This is a genomic window from Halorubrum pallidum, assembly GCF_055380345.1.
Genome location: NZ_AP043945.1, coordinates 2,386,137 through 2,402,121, shown reverse-complemented (window position 1 = coordinate 2,402,121; position 15,985 = coordinate 2,386,137). Strand labels below are relative to the sequence as shown.

Here is a 15,985-nt window from a genome sequence, read left to right as displayed (position 1 = left end):
CCGACGCACCGGAGGCGTCGACGGAGCCGCTTCCTTTTACCCGTTACCGACCGAGCGTCGGGTATGGACATCGTCGGCGACCTCCTCGCACGCGATCGACGGAGCCGCGACATCGCGCTCGTCACCGCCGACGGCCGCGAGCGAACGTACCACGACCTGATCACCAACGCGTACAAGGCGGCGAACGTGCTGCGCTATCTCGGCGCGCGCGAGGGGTCGATCGTCGCCGTCGACCCCGATCTCGGGCTTCACACCGTGCTCGCGTTCCTCGGTGCCGCCCGGATCGGTGCGCCGGTGCGATTCGATCCCGAGGCGGGAATCGCGGCGGGCGATCGCGTCGTGCTCGTGGCGGTCGACGACGAACCGACGATCGATCCGACCCCCGGAACGAACCTCGCCGCGTTCGGCGGCCCGCCGGACCGTCCCGAGACGACCCACTGGGAGCAGGAGTTGTGGAGCGAGAATCCGGCGACGCCGCCGAGCGCGGTCGCCCCGGACGACCCGGTTCTCCGTGACGGGGACGACCGCAGCCGCTCCCACCGCGCCCTCCTCGATGCGGCCGCCTCGGTCGTCGACCGACACGACCTGACCACGGCCTCGCGCGTCGTGCTCGACGGTGGGCTCTCGGACCCGCGGGCGGTGGCCGCGGGGGTCGTCGCTCCGCTGTCGGTCGGCGCGACCGCGGTGCTCGCGGGCGGACCGGAACCGACGGTCGCGATCGCGGACGACGCGGCGGACACGGACGGGCCTCCGCGCTCGATCGCGCTCGATTCGATCGCGTTTCACTGACCGGTCACTCGTACCGCCACGCCGCGCGGTTCCATCCGTTCGAGAATCGCTCTATCGGTCCCGAGAGCCCGGCTCGATAGCCGACCGCGGCCGCCGGAAACGCCAGCGTCACGTACGGCTGTGCCGCCGCGATCTCCGAGAACAGCTCCGTCAGCGTCTCCGCGAGCGCGTCTCGGTCGGTCGCCCGCCGCCCGCGCTCGAAGAGCGACGCGGCGTCGAACTCCGGGTAGTACCCGACGGCGTTGTACGGCGCGGTCGCCCCGTCGAAGAGCGCGGCGGTGGCCAGCGGGTTCCGGGGAAAGGTGTTCGATCGGAACACGACCTCCATGTCCCACGGCGTGTCGGCCGTGACGCGCCGCGGACCGGGGTTGACTGCGGTCGGCCGCGTCCACGCGACCCACTCGCCGCGCACCTCGTCGACCAGCGCGTCGGGTACGTTCACGCGGTCGCCCGTGCCGTCCCGCTCCGGCGTCGGGCGGTCGTCGACCACGTAACACTCGGACGCGAACCGCTCGCGGGAGATCCCTTCGACGGCCACGTCGATGCCGAGGTTCGCGTCGAGTTCGGCGGCGACGAACGCGGCGACGCGACGAGACACGCCGTCGTCGGCGCGGCGGTACAGCCCGAGAGAGACTCGCTCTCCGTCCGGCGTGACCATCTCTTCACCGTCGAACCGGTAGCCGTGTGTCGACCGTTCGAACGCCTGCCGCGCGAGGTCGCGGGCGTATCCACGGCCGTATCGATCGCCGGAACCGAACCGCGGGAGTTCGTCGTCTGGAGGGTGGAACTCGCCGAACGGCGGGTGCCACGTGAACTGCGGGGCGGCTGCGCCGTGAAACGCTTCCTCGACGAGCGCGTCCGTGTCGATCGCGGCGGAGAGCGCCCGCCGAAACGACCGGTGCCGAAACAGGTTCCCGGGGCCGGCGGTCCACCCGTTGTCGCGCATGTTGACCGCGATCCGCTCGGCGTGCGCCTGTGGAACGCGGCCGACGGTGACGGCGTCGTCGTCGCGGTACGCGCCGATCCGATCGACGGGTATCGCCGCGGCGTCGATCGTACCCGAGTCGAACGCGTCGAGGCGCGCGGCCCGGTCGGGGAGCACTCGAACCGTCGCAGCGTCGAAGTGCGGCGCACCGTCGAACCCCGGCGGGACCGCAATATCCCGCGTTCCGGCCGCGGCCGCACGGAGGTAGTACTCGTCGTTGCGGCTGAACCGGACCGCCTCGCCCCGTTGCCACTCGTCGAGAACGTACGGGCCGAGGTTCCCCGAGAACCCGAGTTCGACGAGCGTTCGGTCCGTGCGAAGCCCCTCGACGTCGGTCCGTTCGACGTACGGTTCGAGGAGTTCCCGCGGAATCGGATACACGAGCGGTTCGTAGCTCTCGGGCCACAGCAGCCGCGGTCTCGGGAGCCTCGCGCGGAACGTGCGATCGTCGACGACCGTGACTTCGACGCCCCGCCAGTGGGCCGCCGCCGGCGACTCCGCCCAGCCGCCCTGGTGGACCTCACGGATCAGGTAGACGAAGTCGTGAGCTGTCACCGACCCGTACGGCTCGCTGAACTGCAGCCCGTCACGGAGGCGGAACGTCCACTCGCGGCCGTCGTCGCTGGACAGGTCGTACAACAGGGGGACGTACTCGTCCTCGCCGTCGAACGCGTACCCGGGATCGAGCGCGCGAGCGATCGCGTTGCCGCCGCCGTTCGCGGCGTTGTATATCGGGTTGAGCGTCGCGATCGGCTCCGTGACGGCCGTCGCGTACGTCGACGCGTCGCGTCCGGCGTCCACCGCCCCGAACCCGAGGCTCGAACAGCCGGCGAGGGCGACCGACGCACCGCCTGCCAGCGTCGAGAGGTACCGCCGTCGTCTGACTCCGCAATCCGCACCGGCGTCACCGCGGTCACGTCTCATTCGTTCACGCAGCGCATATGCGTATAAAACACTTCAGATCCGCGGCGCGTGCCGTCGGGGACGCACACGCGACCGGTGTCCCCATCGTGAACCGCGGATCCCAAAAGCCGTAACCCGTCGCGCGAAAACGCCGGTATGAACGAGATCCATCCCGACCAGCGCGTCGCGGTGCTCGCGGATTCACAGAACCTGTACCACTCCGCACAGAGCGTCTACTCTCGGAACATCGACTACTCTGGCCTGCTCGAAGAGGCCGTCTCCGGGCGGGCGCTGGTTCGCGCCATCGCGTACGTGATCCGCGCCGACTCGCCCGAAGAGGAGAGCTTCTTCGAGGCGCTCCGCGAGATCGGTTTCGAGACGAAGATCAAGGACATCAAGACGTTCGCCGACGGGTCGAAGAAGGCCGACTGGGACCTCGGAATGAGCCTCGACGCCGTCTCGCTCGCGAGTCACGTGGACACCGTCGTGTTATGTACCGGCGACGGCGACTTCGCACGCCTCTGTACGCACCTCCGGCACGAGGGGGTCCGCGTCGAGGCGATGGGGTTCTCGAACTCCGCGGCCGACGAGCTGATCGACGCCGCCGACGAGTTCGTCGACCTCGCCGAACGCGAGGAGACGTTCCTGTTGTAGCCGGCGTTCGTCCCGTTTCGAACCGCCGCCGACCTATCTCGGACCGAGAAGTCTCGATATCGACCGCTCGACGGTCTCTGCGGCCGCTTCCACTTCCCGGACGCGGACGTATTCACGCTCGGAGTGTGCGACCGCTCCCGCGTCGTCTGCGAGGTCGCCGGGGCCGAACACGACCGTCGGCGCGGGCGCGAAGTACGACGCCTCCGTCGCCGCGCCGAACGGTCGCACCGCGCCGCCCCGATCCGCTGAGAGCCCCGCGGTCGCGCCCGCCGCTCGCGCCGCGCCCGCGACGGCCTCGACCAGCTCGTGGTCGGGGTCCGTCGAGAACGCCTCGAAGAACGGCGACTCGCGGTCCGTGAGCGCCACGTCGACGCCGACGTCGTCGGGAACCGCCGCACGGACGGCGGCGGCGAGCGACGACCGGAACGCCTCGGCGGTCTCCGGCGGCACGCTCCGGCGGTCGACCGTGATAGAACAGTCGGCGGGCACCTGGTTCGTCGCGTCGCCGCCGTCGATGACCGTCGGCGTGAGCTTCGGCGAGCCGAGCTGCGGGTGGTCGTCGGCGTCGGCGTCGAACGTTCGGATCGCCGCGAGCGCTCCCTCGGCGGCCGCGACCGCGTTCGCGCCCGCGAACTCCGCGGCGTGCGCCGCGACCCCGGACAGCTCGACGGTCCCCTGGAACCGCCCCTTGGCCGCCGTGCAGGCGTCGAGGCCGGTCGGCTCGCCGACGAGGTAGAGGTCGGCGTCGAGCCGGGGCTCGCTCCCCGGAAGCGTGCCCGTCAGCGCCGCCGCGCCGAGCGAGAGCGACTCCTCGTCGGGCGTGAGCGCGAGCGTGAGCCGCCCGCGAACCGGTTCCGCCGCGAGGAACCCGGACAGCAGCGCAGCCAGCGGCCCCTTCGCGTCGCACGACCCGCGGCCGCGGATCACTTCCCGCGCGTTCCCCGCCTCGTGACCCCGCTCTCCCTCTTCGGCCGGCCCGCGGTCGAAGGGGACGTGCGGCGTCACCGTGTCGAGGTGCGTGTTCAACGCGAGGTGCGGGCCGTCGGCAGGCGCGGGCGACGACTTCTCGGCGACGACGCAGCCGTCCGCGACGACCGAGGCGTCGACGCCGCGCGAGTCGAGCGTCTCGACGACGAACGAGCGCATCGAACCGACCGACTCGTGTGAGGGGATCTGCACCGCCTCTTCGAGGAACGCGACGGGGTCGAACGCGACCCGGTCGGCGGAGCCGGACCCGGGATCGTCGCTCATCGCGGGTTCACCGGGAGCGTCCCGCTGAACTCGTGGGCGACGGGGCCGGTGAGGGTCGCGTGCCCCGCGTCCGGCACGGTGATCGCGAGTTCGCCGCCCGGCGGTCGGCTCACGGCGGACTCGCCCGCGATCAGTCCGAGTCGGCGCGCCGCGGCCACGACGGCGACCGCGCCGGTACCGCACGACTGCGTCTCCCCCTCGACGCCGCGCTCGAAGGTCCGCTGGTCGATGACCGCCGTCCCCCCTCCGTCCCCGTCACCGCCGGTGCCGTCGTCGACGACGGCGGCGAGGTTCACGTTCGCCCCCTCCGGGAACGCGTCGGCGTGTCGCACCGGGGGCGCGACCGCGTCGAGGTCGTAGGCGTCGATCCCGTCGGGGTCGTCGCGGCCGCCGTCGACGAACGCGACCGCGTGGGGGACGCCGGTGTTGAGCGCGGTGACGGAGAGCCCCTCGACGGGCTCGTCGATCAGGGGTTCGCCGGCGAGGTCGCCCTCGCGGACGACCGGGACGCGCGCGGGATCGAACGTCGGCACGCCCATCTCGATCGTGGCCGCGCTCGCGTCGTCGGCCACCGTGGCGTGGCGCGTCCCCGCCTGCGTGTCGATCATGAACTCTCGATCGCCCGTCCGGTCGTGCGCCCAGCGCGCGACGACGCGCGCGCCGTTGCCGCACATCGATGCGGTCGACCCGTCGGGCTGGACGAGCGTCATCACGACGCGGGTCGGATCGAACCGCTCCTCGACGCTCAAAAAGAGGACGCCGTCGGCACCGCGCCGACCGGTCGTGCTGGGCGGAACCGTCCCCTCGTCGACGGCGGCGTCGGCGGTCACGCCCGTCTCGCGGTCGCAGTGCGCGCGGGCGAACGCCGCGCGGTCGCCGACGGTGTGCGCGTCCGCGTCGACGACGAGGAAGTCGTTCCCCGTGCCGTGATACTTCTCCACGGGGACGGCGTGAGCGCTCATCGGTCCACCTCCGGCGCGGTGTGGCCGGTCTCTCCGGGCGGGTCTCGCTCGACCGCCGTGAGGTCCGCGAGCGTCTCGCGGCGACGGACGAGCCGCGCCGTCCCGTCGGCGAGCGCGACCTCAGCGGGCCGCGGTCGAGAGTTGTACTGGCTCGCCATCTCGTACCCGTACGCGCCCGCGATCCCGACCGCGAGGACGTCGCCCCGCGCCGGGTCGGCCAGCGGCCGGTCCGCGGCGAACGTGTCCCCGGTCTCGCAGATGGGGCCGGCGACGGTGACGGGCGTCGTCGCCCGCTCCTCGGGGGCCGGCTCGCCGTCGGCTCCGCCGAGGTTGCAGATCGGGTGGTACGCGTCGTACATCGCCGGACGCAGGAGGTCAGTCATTCCGGCGTCGACGCCGACCACGCGCTCGTCGGGCGCCGGCTTCACCGTGTTCACCCGCGTCAGGAGGACGCCGGCGTCGGCGACGACGTACCGCCCGGGCTCGATCGCGAGGTCGACGCCCGCGGGCAGCGGCGCGACCGCCTCGCGGGTCGCCTCGGCGACGGCGGGGAGGTCGAGCGGCGGCGCGTCCTCCTCGTAGGGGACGCCGAACCCGCCGCCGACGTCGACGTACTCGATGTCGACGGGGCTCGGTTCCGCGTCGTCGCCGTCGGCGGCCGTCGCGTCCGGGTCCGCAAGCTCTCGGGCCAACTCGCCCATCCGGGAGACCAGTTCGCGGTGGCTGTCCAGCTGGTCGGAGTCGATCCCGGAGCCGGCGTGGGCGTGGACGCCGACCACCTCGAAGCGGTCTGCGGCCTCGCGGGCCGCGGCGGCGGCGCGGTCGTAGGGAACCCCGAACTTCGCCGCGCCCCCGGTCGTCACCTTCTCGTGGTGGCCGGCGCCGACGCCGGGGTTCACGCGCAGGCAGACCCGGCCGTCGTAGCCGCGGTCGGCCAGCCGGTCGAGCGTGTCGAGCGCCCCGACCGTGACCGTCAGGTCCGTCTCCGCCTCGGCGACGCCGGTGACGTAGTCGAGGTCGCGAGCGGGCGGATTGACCGCGGTGTAGTGGAGTCGATCGCCGGCGAAGCCGGCCGCGAGCGCGCGGTCGAGTTCGCCGGCCGAGGCGCACTCGGCGTCGAGCCCGGCGTCGCGGACCGCCTCCAGCACGGCGCGGCCGGTGTGGGCCTTCACCGCGTAGCGCACGTCGGCGTCCGGGAAGGCGTCCCGGAGGCGCGCGCAGTTCTCGCGGACGCGATCGAGGTCCTGAACGTACAGGGGGGTGTCGTGGACGGCCGCGATCGACCGGAGTCCCTCGCCGTCCCAGTCGCGCACGCGGCGGACCGCGGGGCCGCCACCCGCGTCGACGGCGGCGTCCGCCGCGCCGCCGCCCTCGCCCGTCGCCCGTTCGTCGGAGCAGCGGTCGGAACCGATGTCGCTCATTCCCGGAGCGCGTCCTCGCGCTGTGTCGCCTCGAGCGTTTCCTCCTCGACGTGCGTGGCGACGACCGCGGGCTTGTACGCGCCGCCCTCGAACAGGTCGTGGTCGCCGACGGACGACTCCACCATGCGGGTGAACGCCCGGCGCTCGGCGGGCAGGTGCCCGTAGATGACCTCCTCCTCGACGAGGTCATAGACGGGGATGCGGGGGGTCAACAGGGTGTTCTCGCCGACGATCGAGTCCTCGCCGACGCGGAACCCGCTCGTGACGCGACAGCCGGCACCGAGCGAGACGCCGTCCTCGATGATCACCGGCGCGTCCTCGACGGGTTCGAGCACGCCGCCGATCAGGGTGTTAGCGCCGAGCTTCACGTTCGCGCCGAGCTGCGCACAGGAGCCGACCGTGTCACAGGAGTCGACGAGGGTGCCATCGCCGACGTACGCGCCCACGTTGACGAACGAGGGGCTCATCATGATGCAGTCGCTGCCGAGGTACGCGCCCCGACGGATCGCGGTCCCGTCGGGCGTGTTCCGCGTGCCGCGTTCCCCGAGGTCCGCCGTGTCGCGCAGCGGGAGCACGTCGTGGTAGCGGACGCCGCCGTACTCGCGGGGCTCGGTCGCGCGCAGCCCGAAGTTGAGAAGGATGCCGCGTTTCACCCACTCGTTGGCCGCCCACGAGGTCACGTCGCCGCCGGTCTTCTCTGCGGCGCGGACCTCGCCGGCCTCGAGCGCCGCGAGGAACGCGTCGAGGGTGTCAGCGTCGTCCGCCGTCGCGTCGGCGGCCGTCAGCCCGTCCTGATAGCGGTTCCACAGATCGGATACGTCGGATCGAAGCGTCATTGGGTGGTACGTGGGCGAGCGGTCGTATTTACCCGTCGGTGTTCGACCGGCGGCCGGAGCGGCATCAGCGGCGGACTCACGAACCGTCCCCCGCGTCGAGCACGTTCCCGAAGTCGTACCAGCCGGGGTCGCGGCCGGCGAGCCAGACGGCGGCGTCGAGCGCGCCCTCGGCGAACACGCCGCGGTCGCCGGCGCGGTGCGTGAGTTCGATCGACTCCCGGTTGCCGGCGAACAGCACCTCGTGTTCGCCGGTGACGTCGCCCGCCCGCCGGGCGTGGACGCCGATCTCGCCGGCGTCCCGCGGCGCGTCGCCCTCGCGGCCGTGGACTCGCTCGTCGAGGTCGTCGCGCACGCCCTCCACGTCGTCGAGGATCGACTTCGCGGTGCCCGAGGGGGCGTCGCGCTTCCCGTTGTGATGCGTCTCGGTCAGCTCCACGTCGTATCCGGGGAGCGCGGCCGCGGCCTCGCGGACCGCCCGGCGGAGCGCGGCGACGCCGCGAGCGAAGTTCGACGCCTTGAGCACCGGAACGGCATCGCTCGCGGCGCGGAGGCTGTCCGTCTGGCCGCCCTCGAACCCGGTCGTCCCGGTGACCATCGGCACGCCGGCGTCGGCGCAGGCCTCGGCGTACGCCACCGCCGAGGCAGGGCCGGTGAAGTCGACGAGGACGTCGACGGGCTCGTCCGTGAGGAGGGCGGTGAGGTCGTCCGCGTCGCGCACCTCGACGCCCGCGACGGGATCGATCGGCGATCGGTTCACCGCGGCCGCGACGGCGACGCCCTCGCGACCGTTCGCGGCCTCGATCACCTCCCGTCCCATCCGGCCGCCCGCGCCGGTGACGACGACGCGGAGCGGTCCCGTGTCCCCGCTCATTCCGCGTCACCCGCCGGGGTGTCGACGGTCATCGGCTCGCTCGCCTCGTACTCGGCGAGCAGGTCGCGGAGCGGGTCACGACGGTCCTCGGAGAGTCGCGAGAGCGGAGATCGGACCCGCGGACCGCCCCGCCCGCGGATGTGCATGGCCTCCTTCACCGGGATCGGGTTCGTCTCGGCGAACAGCTCGCGCACGAGCGGCGAGAGTTCGTGGTGGAGCGCCTGCGCGCGGTCGTAGTCGCCGGAGAGCGCCGCACCGACCATCGCACAGGAGCGCTCCGGTTCGACGTTGGCGACCACGCTGATCGTCCCCGTTCCGCCGATCGAGAGCACTGGGAGAGTGAGCCCGTCGTCGCCGGAGAGCACCGAAAAGGCCTCGCTGCGGGTGCGCTCGATCACTTCGCTGATGAGGTTCAGGTCGCCTGAGGCGGCCTTGTATCCCTGTATGTTCGGGTGTTCTGCGAGTTCGACGGTGACGTCGACGGGGATCGACTGGCCGGTTCGGCTCGGCACGTTGTAGACGATCTGCGGGAGGTCGACCGCGTCGGCGATCGTCCGGTAGTGTTCGAGGAAGCCGGCGGGCTCTGGCTTGTTGTAGTACGGCGAGATGAGGAGCAGGCCGTCCGCGCCGGCGTCGGCCGCGCGCTCGGAGAGCGAGAGCGCCTCGGCGGTGTTGTTCGATCCGGTGCCGGCGATCACGGGGATGTCGTCGACGGCGTCGCGGACCGTCTCGATGACCGCGACGTGCTCGTCGTGGGTCATCGTCGCCGACTCCCCGGTGGAGCCGACGGGGACCACGCCGTCGACGCCCGCCCGCTCCATGTACCGGGCGTTGTCGGCGAGCTGGTCGTGGTCGACCTCGTCGCCGTCGGTGAACGGAGTCGTCATCGCTGGGTACACCCCCTCGAACGGTTCCTCTGTCGGGTCTCTGTCGGTCTCGTCTGCCGTCGTGTACGGTGTCGTCGTGTTCGTCATGGTGGTCATTCCGGGTTCGTGGTGGTCGCGTGTGGGTCGCGTGTCGGTTACGGTCTCGCGTGGTCGTCGTCCAACGGAGCGTCCGCGCGGTCGGGGGTCGTCCGAGACGGGGTCGCCACTCCCGCCGGTGGACGTCTCACGCGCGTTTTTTGGAGAAGAGCCGCGTCGCTACCGGCGGCGGCGAGCCGCGTCCGGACGCGGTTCGGTTCACACCCGCAATGGACGCCTCTGTCGCTTATAGATTGTGCCTCGGGTCGAACCTGCCGCGGAGTGCGCTCACGCGTCCGTCGGCGGCACCCGTCCGGCGCTACACGCCGAGCGCGTCGGCCAACTCGTGGATCGTCTCGACGGTCGCGTCGGGATCGCCGCCGAACGGCTCCCACGGGGTCCCCTTCCGATCGACCCACGCGGCCTGCATCCCGGCGTGTCGCGCCCCGAGCACGTCGAACCAGCCCGCGGTGACGTGGACGACCTCGTCGATCGGCGTTCCGGTCCGGGCGGCGCCGTGGCGGTACACCTCCGCGGCCGGCTTGAACGTTCGAACCTCGTCGGCGCTTATCGTGTCCTCGACCAGGTCCGCGATGTCGGCGTGGTCGACGAGTGAGGCGAGCATCTCCGGGTTCCCGTTCGAGAGGACGTAGCAGTCGTAGCCGCCGTCGCGCAGTCGGCGGATTCCGTCGCGGACGTCGTCGAAGACGTCGAGTTCGTGGTAGACCGCGAGGATCTCGTCACGCTCCGCGGTCGAGAGGCCGACGCCGTGGACGTCGAGCGCGTACTGGAGCGCGTCCCGGTTCATCTCGTAAAAGGGCTGATAGGCGTCGACCTGGTTCGCGACGAACGTGTACTCCAGCGATCGCGCCCGCCAGAGCCGCGACACCGGTCGAGGTTCGTCGACGCGGTCGGCGAGCGCTTGTTCGGCGGCATCCACGTCCACGAGCGTGCTGTACGAGTCGAACGTCACCGTCGACACGCGCTCGGCATCGAGTCCCATGTCACGACGGATCGATGTGCCCCGTGATAAGCCCCCGGACGGCGGCGATCCGCCGAACCGCCCGCGAGCCTGTGAGCCCCCGGCCGCCGCCGGACGCGTTCGCCCGAGGCTGTTTTAAGCCGACGGCGTCTCTCTCGTCGCATGACCGACCAAGCGGACGAGGAGGAACCGATCCCGGCGGACACGGACCGGGTGACGGACCCTGCGACGGATCCGGATCCGGACGCGGACATCGACGAGGACACGGACGCCGGCCGCCACGAGTACGACCCGAGCGCCGAGCACGCCTTCCCGGACGACCGGCTCAACGAGGTGTTAGACCGGATCGAGTCGGACCCCGAGATAACGGCGTATCTGGAGGCACAGAACGTCAATCCGGTCGATCGGAAGGGGTACAACGACCACGGTGCGAAACACGTCGAGATCGTGCGCGACCGCGCCCTGCGGCTGTACGACCTCTTGAAGGCCGGCGGCGTCGAGTTCAACGGCGCTCGCCAGCAGGGGCTCGACGAGGCGGACGAACCGGTGATCATCGCGCTCGCCGCGACGCTCCACGACATCGGTCACGTCGTCCACCGACACGACCACCCGTACTACTCGATTCCGCTCGCGGCCGACCTCCTCGACGACTTTCTCCCCTCGTTTTACGGCGTTCCGGAGCGGGTGCGCGTGAAAGCCGAGGTGCTCCACGCGATCTTGTGTCACCACACCGAAGAGCGGCCGCTGACGCTCGAAGCCGGCGTCGTCCGGATCGCCGACGGGCTCGACATGGAGCGCGGACGCTCGCGAGTCCCCTACGAGGAGGGCGGCCGCGGTATCAACACCGTCTCCTCGCAGGCTATCGAGCGCGTCTCGCTTCGAGGAGGCGACGAGACGCCGGCGCAGGTCGTGATCCGGATGAACAACGCGGCCGGCGTCTACCAGGTCGACTCGTTGCTCAAAGCGAAGATCGACGGGTCGATGCTCGAAGACCAGATCCGGACCGTGGCGATCAACACCCACCGCGACGACGAGGGGAACGGCGCGATCGTCGACCGGATCGAGCTATGACCGACGCCGAGACGCTCGCCGACCTGCGGACCGGTGCCGACTACCAGTTCGGTGCCGGCGCGGGGGCTGCGCTGTTTCCGCCCGAGGAGACGCTGACCGTCCGCCGGTCGAGCGGGGGCCGACCGCGACAGGTGCTCGTCGGCGACGTCGACGACACGCCCGGCAGCGCCGCGGGGGACAGGCTCGTCTCGTACGGGACGGACGGCCGGTTCACGCTCGGGGTCGCCGGTGGTCGGCGGCTCCGGTCGGCGTTCCCCGTTCCCCGACATCGCGTGGTCGTGGGCGACGAGAGCGAGCCGTTCGTCCGCGAGGGGCGAAACGCCTTCGCGAAGTTCGTCACCGAGGTCGACGGCGGGATCCGCCCCGGAGACGAGGTGCTCGTCGTCGGCGACGGCGACGCGCTGTTCGCGGTCGGGCGCGCGGAGCTGTCGGGCCCCGAGATCGAGGCGTTCGACGCCGGTCCGGCCGTGAGCGTTCGAAACGGCGTCGGACCCGCCGACTCGGACGAGTGACCGTCGAGCGGTCGTCGGGACACCAGCACGGAGCCAAACCGCTTTAGGAGCGCCCCCGTAAGGACGGGTAATGGCGACGTGCGACGTGTGTGGGGAGTACGAGAACCTCCCGTATCAGTGTAAGCGGTGCGGACAGACGTTCTGTTCCGAGCACCGCCTCCCGGAGAACCACGACTGTCCGGGGGTCGGCGAGTGGAGCGACCCGGGCGGCGTCTTCGACAGCGGGTTCGACGACGGCGGCGGAACCGGTGGATCGACGGGCGGTCAGGCCGGCGGCTCCGGCGGCGTCGTGAGCCGCGTCAAGCGCCGCTTCAACCGTGCGACGAACACCGGCGGGCTCGTGAGCTACGTCCGCGGAAACGCGACCTACGCGATCCTCGCGGCGATGTGGGTCACGTTCCTCGCACAGCTCGTGGTGTACCACGGGGTCAGCGTTTCGCTCCACAACACCCTGTTCGTGCTCCAGTCCGACGCGCTTGGGAACGTGTGGACGTGGGTGACCTCGGTGTTCGCCCACTCGCCAGTCGGCATCTACCACATCATCGGAAACAGCGTCGTGCTGTTCTTCTTCGGCCCGCTCGTCGAGCGCGCCGTCGGATCGAAGCGGTTCACGGCGTTCTTTTTCGGGGCCGGCATCGCCGCCGGGCTCGGACACGTCCTCTTCGCGATCGCGACGAACGCCCCGCCGACCGGCGTGCTCGGAGCCAGCGGCGCGGGGTTCGCGCTCCTTGGCGTGCTCACGGTCTGGCGGCCGAACATGCAGGTGCTTTTGTTCTTCGTGATCCCGATGAAGATCAAGTACCTGACGTGGGGGATCGCGATCGTCTCCGCGTTCCTCGTCGTCACGAGCGGGACCGGCGGCGTCGGCGGGATCGCCCACCTCGCACACCTGATCGGCTTCGCGATCGGGCTCGCGTTCGGCAAGCGCAACGAGGGGCTGGCCCGCTCCGCCGGCGGCGCGGGCGGCGTGCAGATGGGTCGTATGCGTGGTCCGGGCGGCCCCGGCGGTCCGGGCGGACGGTTCTGAATGAACGTCGCGAATCCCGCGTTTCGACCGGATCCCGCGCTCTCGCGGGCGGAGATGGAGTCGCTCCAGCGGGAGATCGCGACGACGGCGACGTTCTCGGACGACCACGGACTCACCGCCGAGGCGGTCGCGATCGACGAGCCGGCGGACCTGACGACCGGACTGCCGGCAGCCGACCCGGCCGGTGACGACCCCGATGCCACCGAGAATCCGATCGTCGTGGGCGTCGACCAGGCGTTCCTCACGGAAGCCGACCCGGAGCGCGCCGTCTCCGCGGCGGTCGCGATCCGCCACGGGAGAGTGATCGAGTACGCGGCCGCGACCACGCCGCTTTCGGTCCCGTACGTCCCCGGACTGCTCGCGTTCCGGGAGGGCGAGCCGGTCTGTGCTGCGCTCGGCGCGCTCGACGCCGACCCCGACCTCGTCGTCTGTGACGGGTCGGGTCGGATCCACTACCGCGAGGCCGGTCTCGCGACGCACGTCGGCGTCCTGTTCGACGTCCCGAGCGTCGGCGTCGCAAAGAGCCTCCTCTGCGGAGAGCCGGACGACGCCGTCGACGAGCGACCGGCCGGGTGGCGGACGCCGATCCGCGCCGACGACGCGGTGGAGACCGCGACGAGCGACTTCCCACCCGACGCCGCCGCACCCGTGATCGGCCACGCGCTTCAGTCGCGCCAGTACCCCAACAGCCGCCGCGTGAACCCGCTGTACGCGAGTCCGGGGCACCGCGTGTCCGCCGAGACCGCGGTCGACCTCGTCGAGGCGCTGTGTGCCGGCTACAAGCTGCCGGAACCCACCCGCCTCGCCGACGCGGCCGCGGACGCGGCGAAGCGCGGTGACGTCGGTTCGACGGCGGGCGGCGGTCCCGACGCGTAGCCGCGACACCAGCGGGACGCGTATCGATGGTTGTGGGCGGCCGCAGTGACGCCCGCCGACACTGCCGACACCCTCGGCGGCCTGCCGTGCCACCAGTTGCCACAGGCAGGCGGTTTATATATTGTGGGACGAAACAGAAGCGCATGGGAGACGAGGACATGGACGGACCGATGTCTGCGGAGCAGTTCAGATCGCTGCGGGACGGGCTGGTGCGCCAGAGTTCCGGCGGTGGCACCACGGTCTACAAGAACGCCGCGGGCGTCGGCTGTCCGAACCCCGACTGCGATCGCGGCGTGTTCCAGACGCTGTTCGTGAGCGATCACGGCTGGCAGCAGATCGGCGCGACCCGCGACGGCATCGACCTCTGTTTAGTCAACACGGACTCGAAGCGGCTCGTGTTCATCCACGACGAGTAGCGGCCGATCGATAGACAGTTTTTAGCTGGGTCACCGGGCAGTCTGTGCATGGTCGAGGCGTTCGCCGTCGCCAGCGGCAAGGGCGGCACGGGGAAGACGACGAGCACGCTCGCGCTCGGGATGGCGCTCGCTGACGAACACGACGTCACGGTCGTCGACGCCGACACGGGGATGGCGAACCTGCTCTTTCACACCGGACTCGACGACGCGACGGTGACGCTTCACGACCTGCTCGTCGGGGAGACCGCGACCGACGTCTCGGAGGCGACCTACGATTGCTTCGGGCTCTCGGTCGTTCCCTGCGGCACGTCGCTCGCGGGGTTCGAGGCCGCCGAGCCGGCACGCCTCCGAGCGGTCGTCGCCGAACTCGCCGCCGACACCGACGTGCTGCTCCTCGACTCGCCGGCCGCGCTCGGATCGAAGTCGGCGGTCCTCCCAGTCGTGCTCGCGGACCGCGTCGTGGTCGTCGTCGAGCCGACGATCCCCGCCCTCTCGGACGGGCTGAAGGTGCAGGAGTACGCCCGCTCGTACGGCACCGAGACGGCCGGCGTCCTCTTCAACAAGGTCCGCGAGGGAACCGCCGACGTGACGGCGCAGGCGGAGCGGCACTTCGGCGGTCCCGTGCTGGCGAGCGTCCCCGACAGCGACGTGGTCCGGGCGGCGCGCCGCGCCGGCGAACCGCTCCTCGCGCACGCGCCGGAGAGCGAGCCCGCCGCGTGCTACCGGCGGGCCGCCGCTCGGCTCGACGTGCGCGACGGCGACGGCGACGCGGTCGCAGACCGGTTCCGGAGCGCGGTCGTCCCCGACACGCCATGACCGGGTCCTCGCCGACGCTCCGAATCCCGCGCGGGAACCTCCTCCGCTCCCGCGTCGTCTCGAACGTCGCCACGACGCTCGCTCGCGCGCTCGACCGCGAACTGACCGGCTACGCGACGGTGGTCCCCCAAGAGACCCTGCTTCTGGCCGGCGAGGCGAAGGGAGTCGTCACCTTCGCCGACGGCGTCCCCGTGCTGGCGTACAACACGGTGAGCGACAGCGGCGGAGCCGACGCGCTCGCCGAACTCGCCGTTCCCGGCCCCTACCGCGTCGAACTGTACGAGGTCGACGCCGACGAGCTGGAGACCGCCCACCGGGCGGACGCGCTCCGCGTGACGCCGGGCGCGGTGGCGACCGAACTCGCGGACGACCAGCGGCTCGCCGACCGGACGCGAGCCGCCGCTCCGGACGACCGTCTCGTCGAGGGGGACGAGGACGACACCGACGCCGTCACCGCGTTCCTCGAAGACGACGACCGGATCGCGGCGATCCGCGAACAGGCCCGGTCGGAAGCGGCCGCTCGCGCCGAGGAGTGGGGGCTCGGCGACGCCCTCGGCGGCTCGGCGGACGAGGACGGATGCGACGACCGGGCCGACCCCGACGGTTCCGGCGTGCGCTCGGACGCGGCCGCGTCCGAGCGGTAGCGTTTTG

At 71.5% G+C, this 15,985-nt stretch carries 17 protein-coding genes; 9 read left to right on the top strand and 8 right to left on the bottom strand.

The genetic code is table 11. From position 1 onward, the window contains the following. Nucleotides 1-63 precede the first annotated feature (63 nt). Nucleotides 64-789, top strand: coding sequence for an acyl-CoA synthetase family protein (locus ACZ45C_RS13905; protein WP_460560927.1), 726 nt, complete (start codon nucleotides 64-66; stop codon nucleotides 787-789). 4 nt (nucleotides 790-793) lie between these two features. Here ACZ45C_RS13905 and ACZ45C_RS13900 read toward each other — a convergent pair whose 3' ends face one another. Beyond that, nucleotides 794-2,698, bottom strand: a complete 1,905-nt coding sequence (locus ACZ45C_RS13900) for an ABC transporter substrate-binding protein (RefSeq protein WP_460560929.1) — start codon at nucleotides 2,696-2,698, stop codon at nucleotides 794-796. 135 nt (nucleotides 2,699-2,833) lie between these two features. On the opposite strand from ACZ45C_RS13900, the gene ACZ45C_RS13895 reads away from it, so the two are divergent. Next, nucleotides 2,834-3,331 (top strand): LabA-like NYN domain-containing protein, encoded by a 498-nt coding sequence (locus tag ACZ45C_RS13895; RefSeq protein WP_460560931.1) that lies wholly within the window; start codon nucleotides 2,834-2,836, stop codon nucleotides 3,329-3,331. Between the two features lie 33 nt (nucleotides 3,332-3,364). On the opposite strand, the gene ACZ45C_RS13890 is transcribed toward ACZ45C_RS13895, so the two are convergent. The 7 genes from ACZ45C_RS13890 to ACZ45C_RS13860 all read right to left on the bottom strand — a co-directional run bounded on the left by ACZ45C_RS13890 (nucleotide 3,365) and on the right by ACZ45C_RS13860 (nucleotide 10,637). Next, nucleotides 3,365-4,582, bottom strand: coding sequence for a M20/M25/M40 family metallo-hydrolase (locus ACZ45C_RS13890; RefSeq protein ID WP_460560933.1), 1,218 nt, complete (start codon nucleotides 4,580-4,582; stop codon nucleotides 3,365-3,367). Continuing rightward, complete coding sequence (gene dapF / locus ACZ45C_RS13885) at nucleotides 4,579-5,544, bottom strand: diaminopimelate epimerase (RefSeq protein ID WP_460560935.1); 966 nt, start codon at nucleotides 5,542-5,544, stop codon at nucleotides 4,579-4,581. The genes ACZ45C_RS13890 and dapF overlap by 4 nt, the downstream gene beginning before the upstream one ends. Next, nucleotides 5,541-6,965 (bottom strand): diaminopimelate decarboxylase, encoded by a 1,425-nt coding sequence (lysA, locus tag ACZ45C_RS13880; RefSeq protein WP_460560937.1) that lies wholly within the window; start codon nucleotides 6,963-6,965, stop codon nucleotides 5,541-5,543. The genes dapF and lysA overlap by 4 nt, the downstream gene beginning before the upstream one ends. Beyond that, entirely contained in the window at nucleotides 6,962-7,801 is an 840-nt protein-coding gene (locus tag ACZ45C_RS13875; RefSeq protein ID WP_460560939.1) for a 2,3,4,5-tetrahydropyridine-2,6-dicarboxylate N-succinyltransferase, read from the bottom strand. Before ACZ45C_RS13875 ends, lysA begins: the two co-directional genes overlap by 4 nt. 76 nt (nucleotides 7,802-7,877) lie before the next feature. Next, nucleotides 7,878-8,672 carry a 4-hydroxy-tetrahydrodipicolinate reductase gene (gene dapB / locus ACZ45C_RS13870; protein WP_460560941.1) on the bottom strand — a complete coding sequence of 265 codons (795 nt, stop codon included), beginning with the start codon at nucleotides 8,670-8,672 and terminating at the stop codon, nucleotides 7,878-7,880. Continuing rightward, nucleotides 8,669-9,655, bottom strand: a complete 987-nt coding sequence (gene dapA, locus ACZ45C_RS13865; protein WP_460560943.1) for a 4-hydroxy-tetrahydrodipicolinate synthase — start codon at nucleotides 9,653-9,655, stop codon at nucleotides 8,669-8,671. Before dapA ends, dapB begins: the two co-directional genes overlap by 4 nt. Before the next feature lie 298 nt (nucleotides 9,656-9,953). Next, complete coding sequence (locus tag ACZ45C_RS13860) at nucleotides 9,954-10,637, bottom strand: haloacid dehalogenase type II (protein WP_460560945.1); 684 nt, start codon at nucleotides 10,635-10,637, stop codon at nucleotides 9,954-9,956. Nucleotides 10,638-10,778: 141 nt separating this feature from the next. Here ACZ45C_RS13860 and ACZ45C_RS13855 point away from each other — a divergent pair, with 141 nt between their 5' ends. The 7 genes from ACZ45C_RS13855 (at nucleotide 10,779) to ACZ45C_RS13825 (ending at nucleotide 15,978) form a co-directional block, all read left to right on the top strand. Continuing rightward, nucleotides 10,779-11,687 carry an HD domain-containing protein gene (locus ACZ45C_RS13855; protein WP_460560947.1) on the top strand — a complete coding sequence of 303 codons (909 nt, stop codon included), beginning with the start codon at nucleotides 10,779-10,781 and terminating at the stop codon, nucleotides 11,685-11,687. Next, a complete protein-coding gene (locus ACZ45C_RS13850) occupies nucleotides 11,684-12,199 on the top strand; it encodes a PUA domain-containing protein (RefSeq protein WP_460560949.1) in 516 nt (171 codons plus the stop codon). The genes ACZ45C_RS13855 and ACZ45C_RS13850 overlap by 4 nt, the downstream gene beginning before the upstream one ends. Nucleotides 12,200-12,269: 70 nt before the next feature. Continuing rightward, a complete protein-coding gene (locus tag ACZ45C_RS13845) occupies nucleotides 12,270-13,226 on the top strand; it encodes a rhomboid family intramembrane serine protease (protein ID WP_460560951.1) in 957 nt (318 codons plus the stop codon). After that, nucleotides 13,227-14,102, top strand: a complete 876-nt coding sequence (locus ACZ45C_RS13840) for an endonuclease V (protein ID WP_460560953.1) — start codon at nucleotides 13,227-13,229, stop codon at nucleotides 14,100-14,102. 143 nt (nucleotides 14,103-14,245) lie between these two features. Further along, nucleotides 14,246-14,518, top strand: coding sequence for a DUF7385 family protein (locus tag ACZ45C_RS13835; RefSeq protein ID WP_137783451.1), 273 nt, complete (start codon nucleotides 14,246-14,248; stop codon nucleotides 14,516-14,518). A 48-nt stretch (nucleotides 14,519-14,566) separates the two neighbouring features. Continuing rightward, a complete protein-coding gene (locus ACZ45C_RS13830) occupies nucleotides 14,567-15,334 on the top strand; it encodes a nucleotide-binding protein (protein WP_460560955.1) in 768 nt (255 codons plus the stop codon). Then, the gene (locus tag ACZ45C_RS13825; RefSeq protein ID WP_460560957.1) at nucleotides 15,331-15,978 is read left to right on the top strand and encodes a DUF8054 family protein; all 648 of its coding nucleotides are present in this window, start codon (nucleotides 15,331-15,333) and stop codon (nucleotides 15,976-15,978) included. Before ACZ45C_RS13830 ends, ACZ45C_RS13825 begins: the two co-directional genes overlap by 4 nt. Nucleotides 15,979-15,985 lie beyond the last annotated feature (7 nt).

Bases quoted from the DNA above. Each gene is read 5' to 3' on its own strand.
- ACZ45C_RS13830 (WP_460560955.1), top strand. From the start codon at position 14,567: ATGGTCGAGGCGTTCGCCGTCGCCAGCGGCAAGGGCGGCACGGGGAAG.
- ACZ45C_RS13890 (WP_460560933.1), bottom strand. From the start codon at position 4,582: ATGAGCGACGATCCCGGGTCCGGCTCCGCCGACCGGGTCGCGTTCGAC.
- ACZ45C_RS13900 (WP_460560929.1), bottom strand. From the start codon at position 2,698: ATGAGACGTGACCGCGGTGACGCCGGTGCGGATTGCGGAGTCAGACGA.
- ACZ45C_RS13855 (WP_460560947.1), top strand. From the start codon at position 10,779: ATGACCGACCAAGCGGACGAGGAGGAACCGATCCCGGCGGACACGGAC.
- dapB (WP_460560941.1), bottom strand. From the start codon at position 8,672: ATGAGCGGGGACACGGGACCGCTCCGCGTCGTCGTCACCGGCGCGGGC.
- ACZ45C_RS13840 (WP_460560953.1), top strand. From the start codon at position 13,227: ATGAACGTCGCGAATCCCGCGTTTCGACCGGATCCCGCGCTCTCGCGG.
- ACZ45C_RS13860 (WP_460560945.1), bottom strand. From the start codon at position 10,637: ATGGGACTCGATGCCGAGCGCGTGTCGACGGTGACGTTCGACTCGTAC.
- ACZ45C_RS13845 (WP_460560951.1), top strand. From the start codon at position 12,270: ATGGCGACGTGCGACGTGTGTGGGGAGTACGAGAACCTCCCGTATCAG.
- ACZ45C_RS13850 (WP_460560949.1), top strand. From the start codon at position 11,684: ATGACCGACGCCGAGACGCTCGCCGACCTGCGGACCGGTGCCGACTAC.
- dapA (WP_460560943.1), bottom strand. From the start codon at position 9,655: ATGACCACCATGACGAACACGACGACACCGTACACGACGGCAGACGAG.
- ACZ45C_RS13875 (WP_460560939.1), bottom strand. From the start codon at position 7,801: ATGACGCTTCGATCCGACGTATCCGATCTGTGGAACCGCTATCAGGAC.
- ACZ45C_RS13905 (WP_460560927.1), top strand. From the start codon at position 64: ATGGACATCGTCGGCGACCTCCTCGCACGCGATCGACGGAGCCGCGAC.
- ACZ45C_RS13835 (WP_137783451.1), top strand. From the start codon at position 14,246: ATGGGAGACGAGGACATGGACGGACCGATGTCTGCGGAGCAGTTCAGA.
- lysA (WP_460560937.1), bottom strand. From the start codon at position 6,965: ATGAGCGACATCGGTTCCGACCGCTGCTCCGACGAACGGGCGACGGGC.
- ACZ45C_RS13825 (WP_460560957.1), top strand. From the start codon at position 15,331: ATGACCGGGTCCTCGCCGACGCTCCGAATCCCGCGCGGGAACCTCCTC.
- ACZ45C_RS13895 (WP_460560931.1), top strand. From the start codon at position 2,834: ATGAACGAGATCCATCCCGACCAGCGCGTCGCGGTGCTCGCGGATTCA.
- dapF (WP_460560935.1), bottom strand. From the start codon at position 5,544: ATGAGCGCTCACGCCGTCCCCGTGGAGAAGTATCACGGCACGGGGAAC.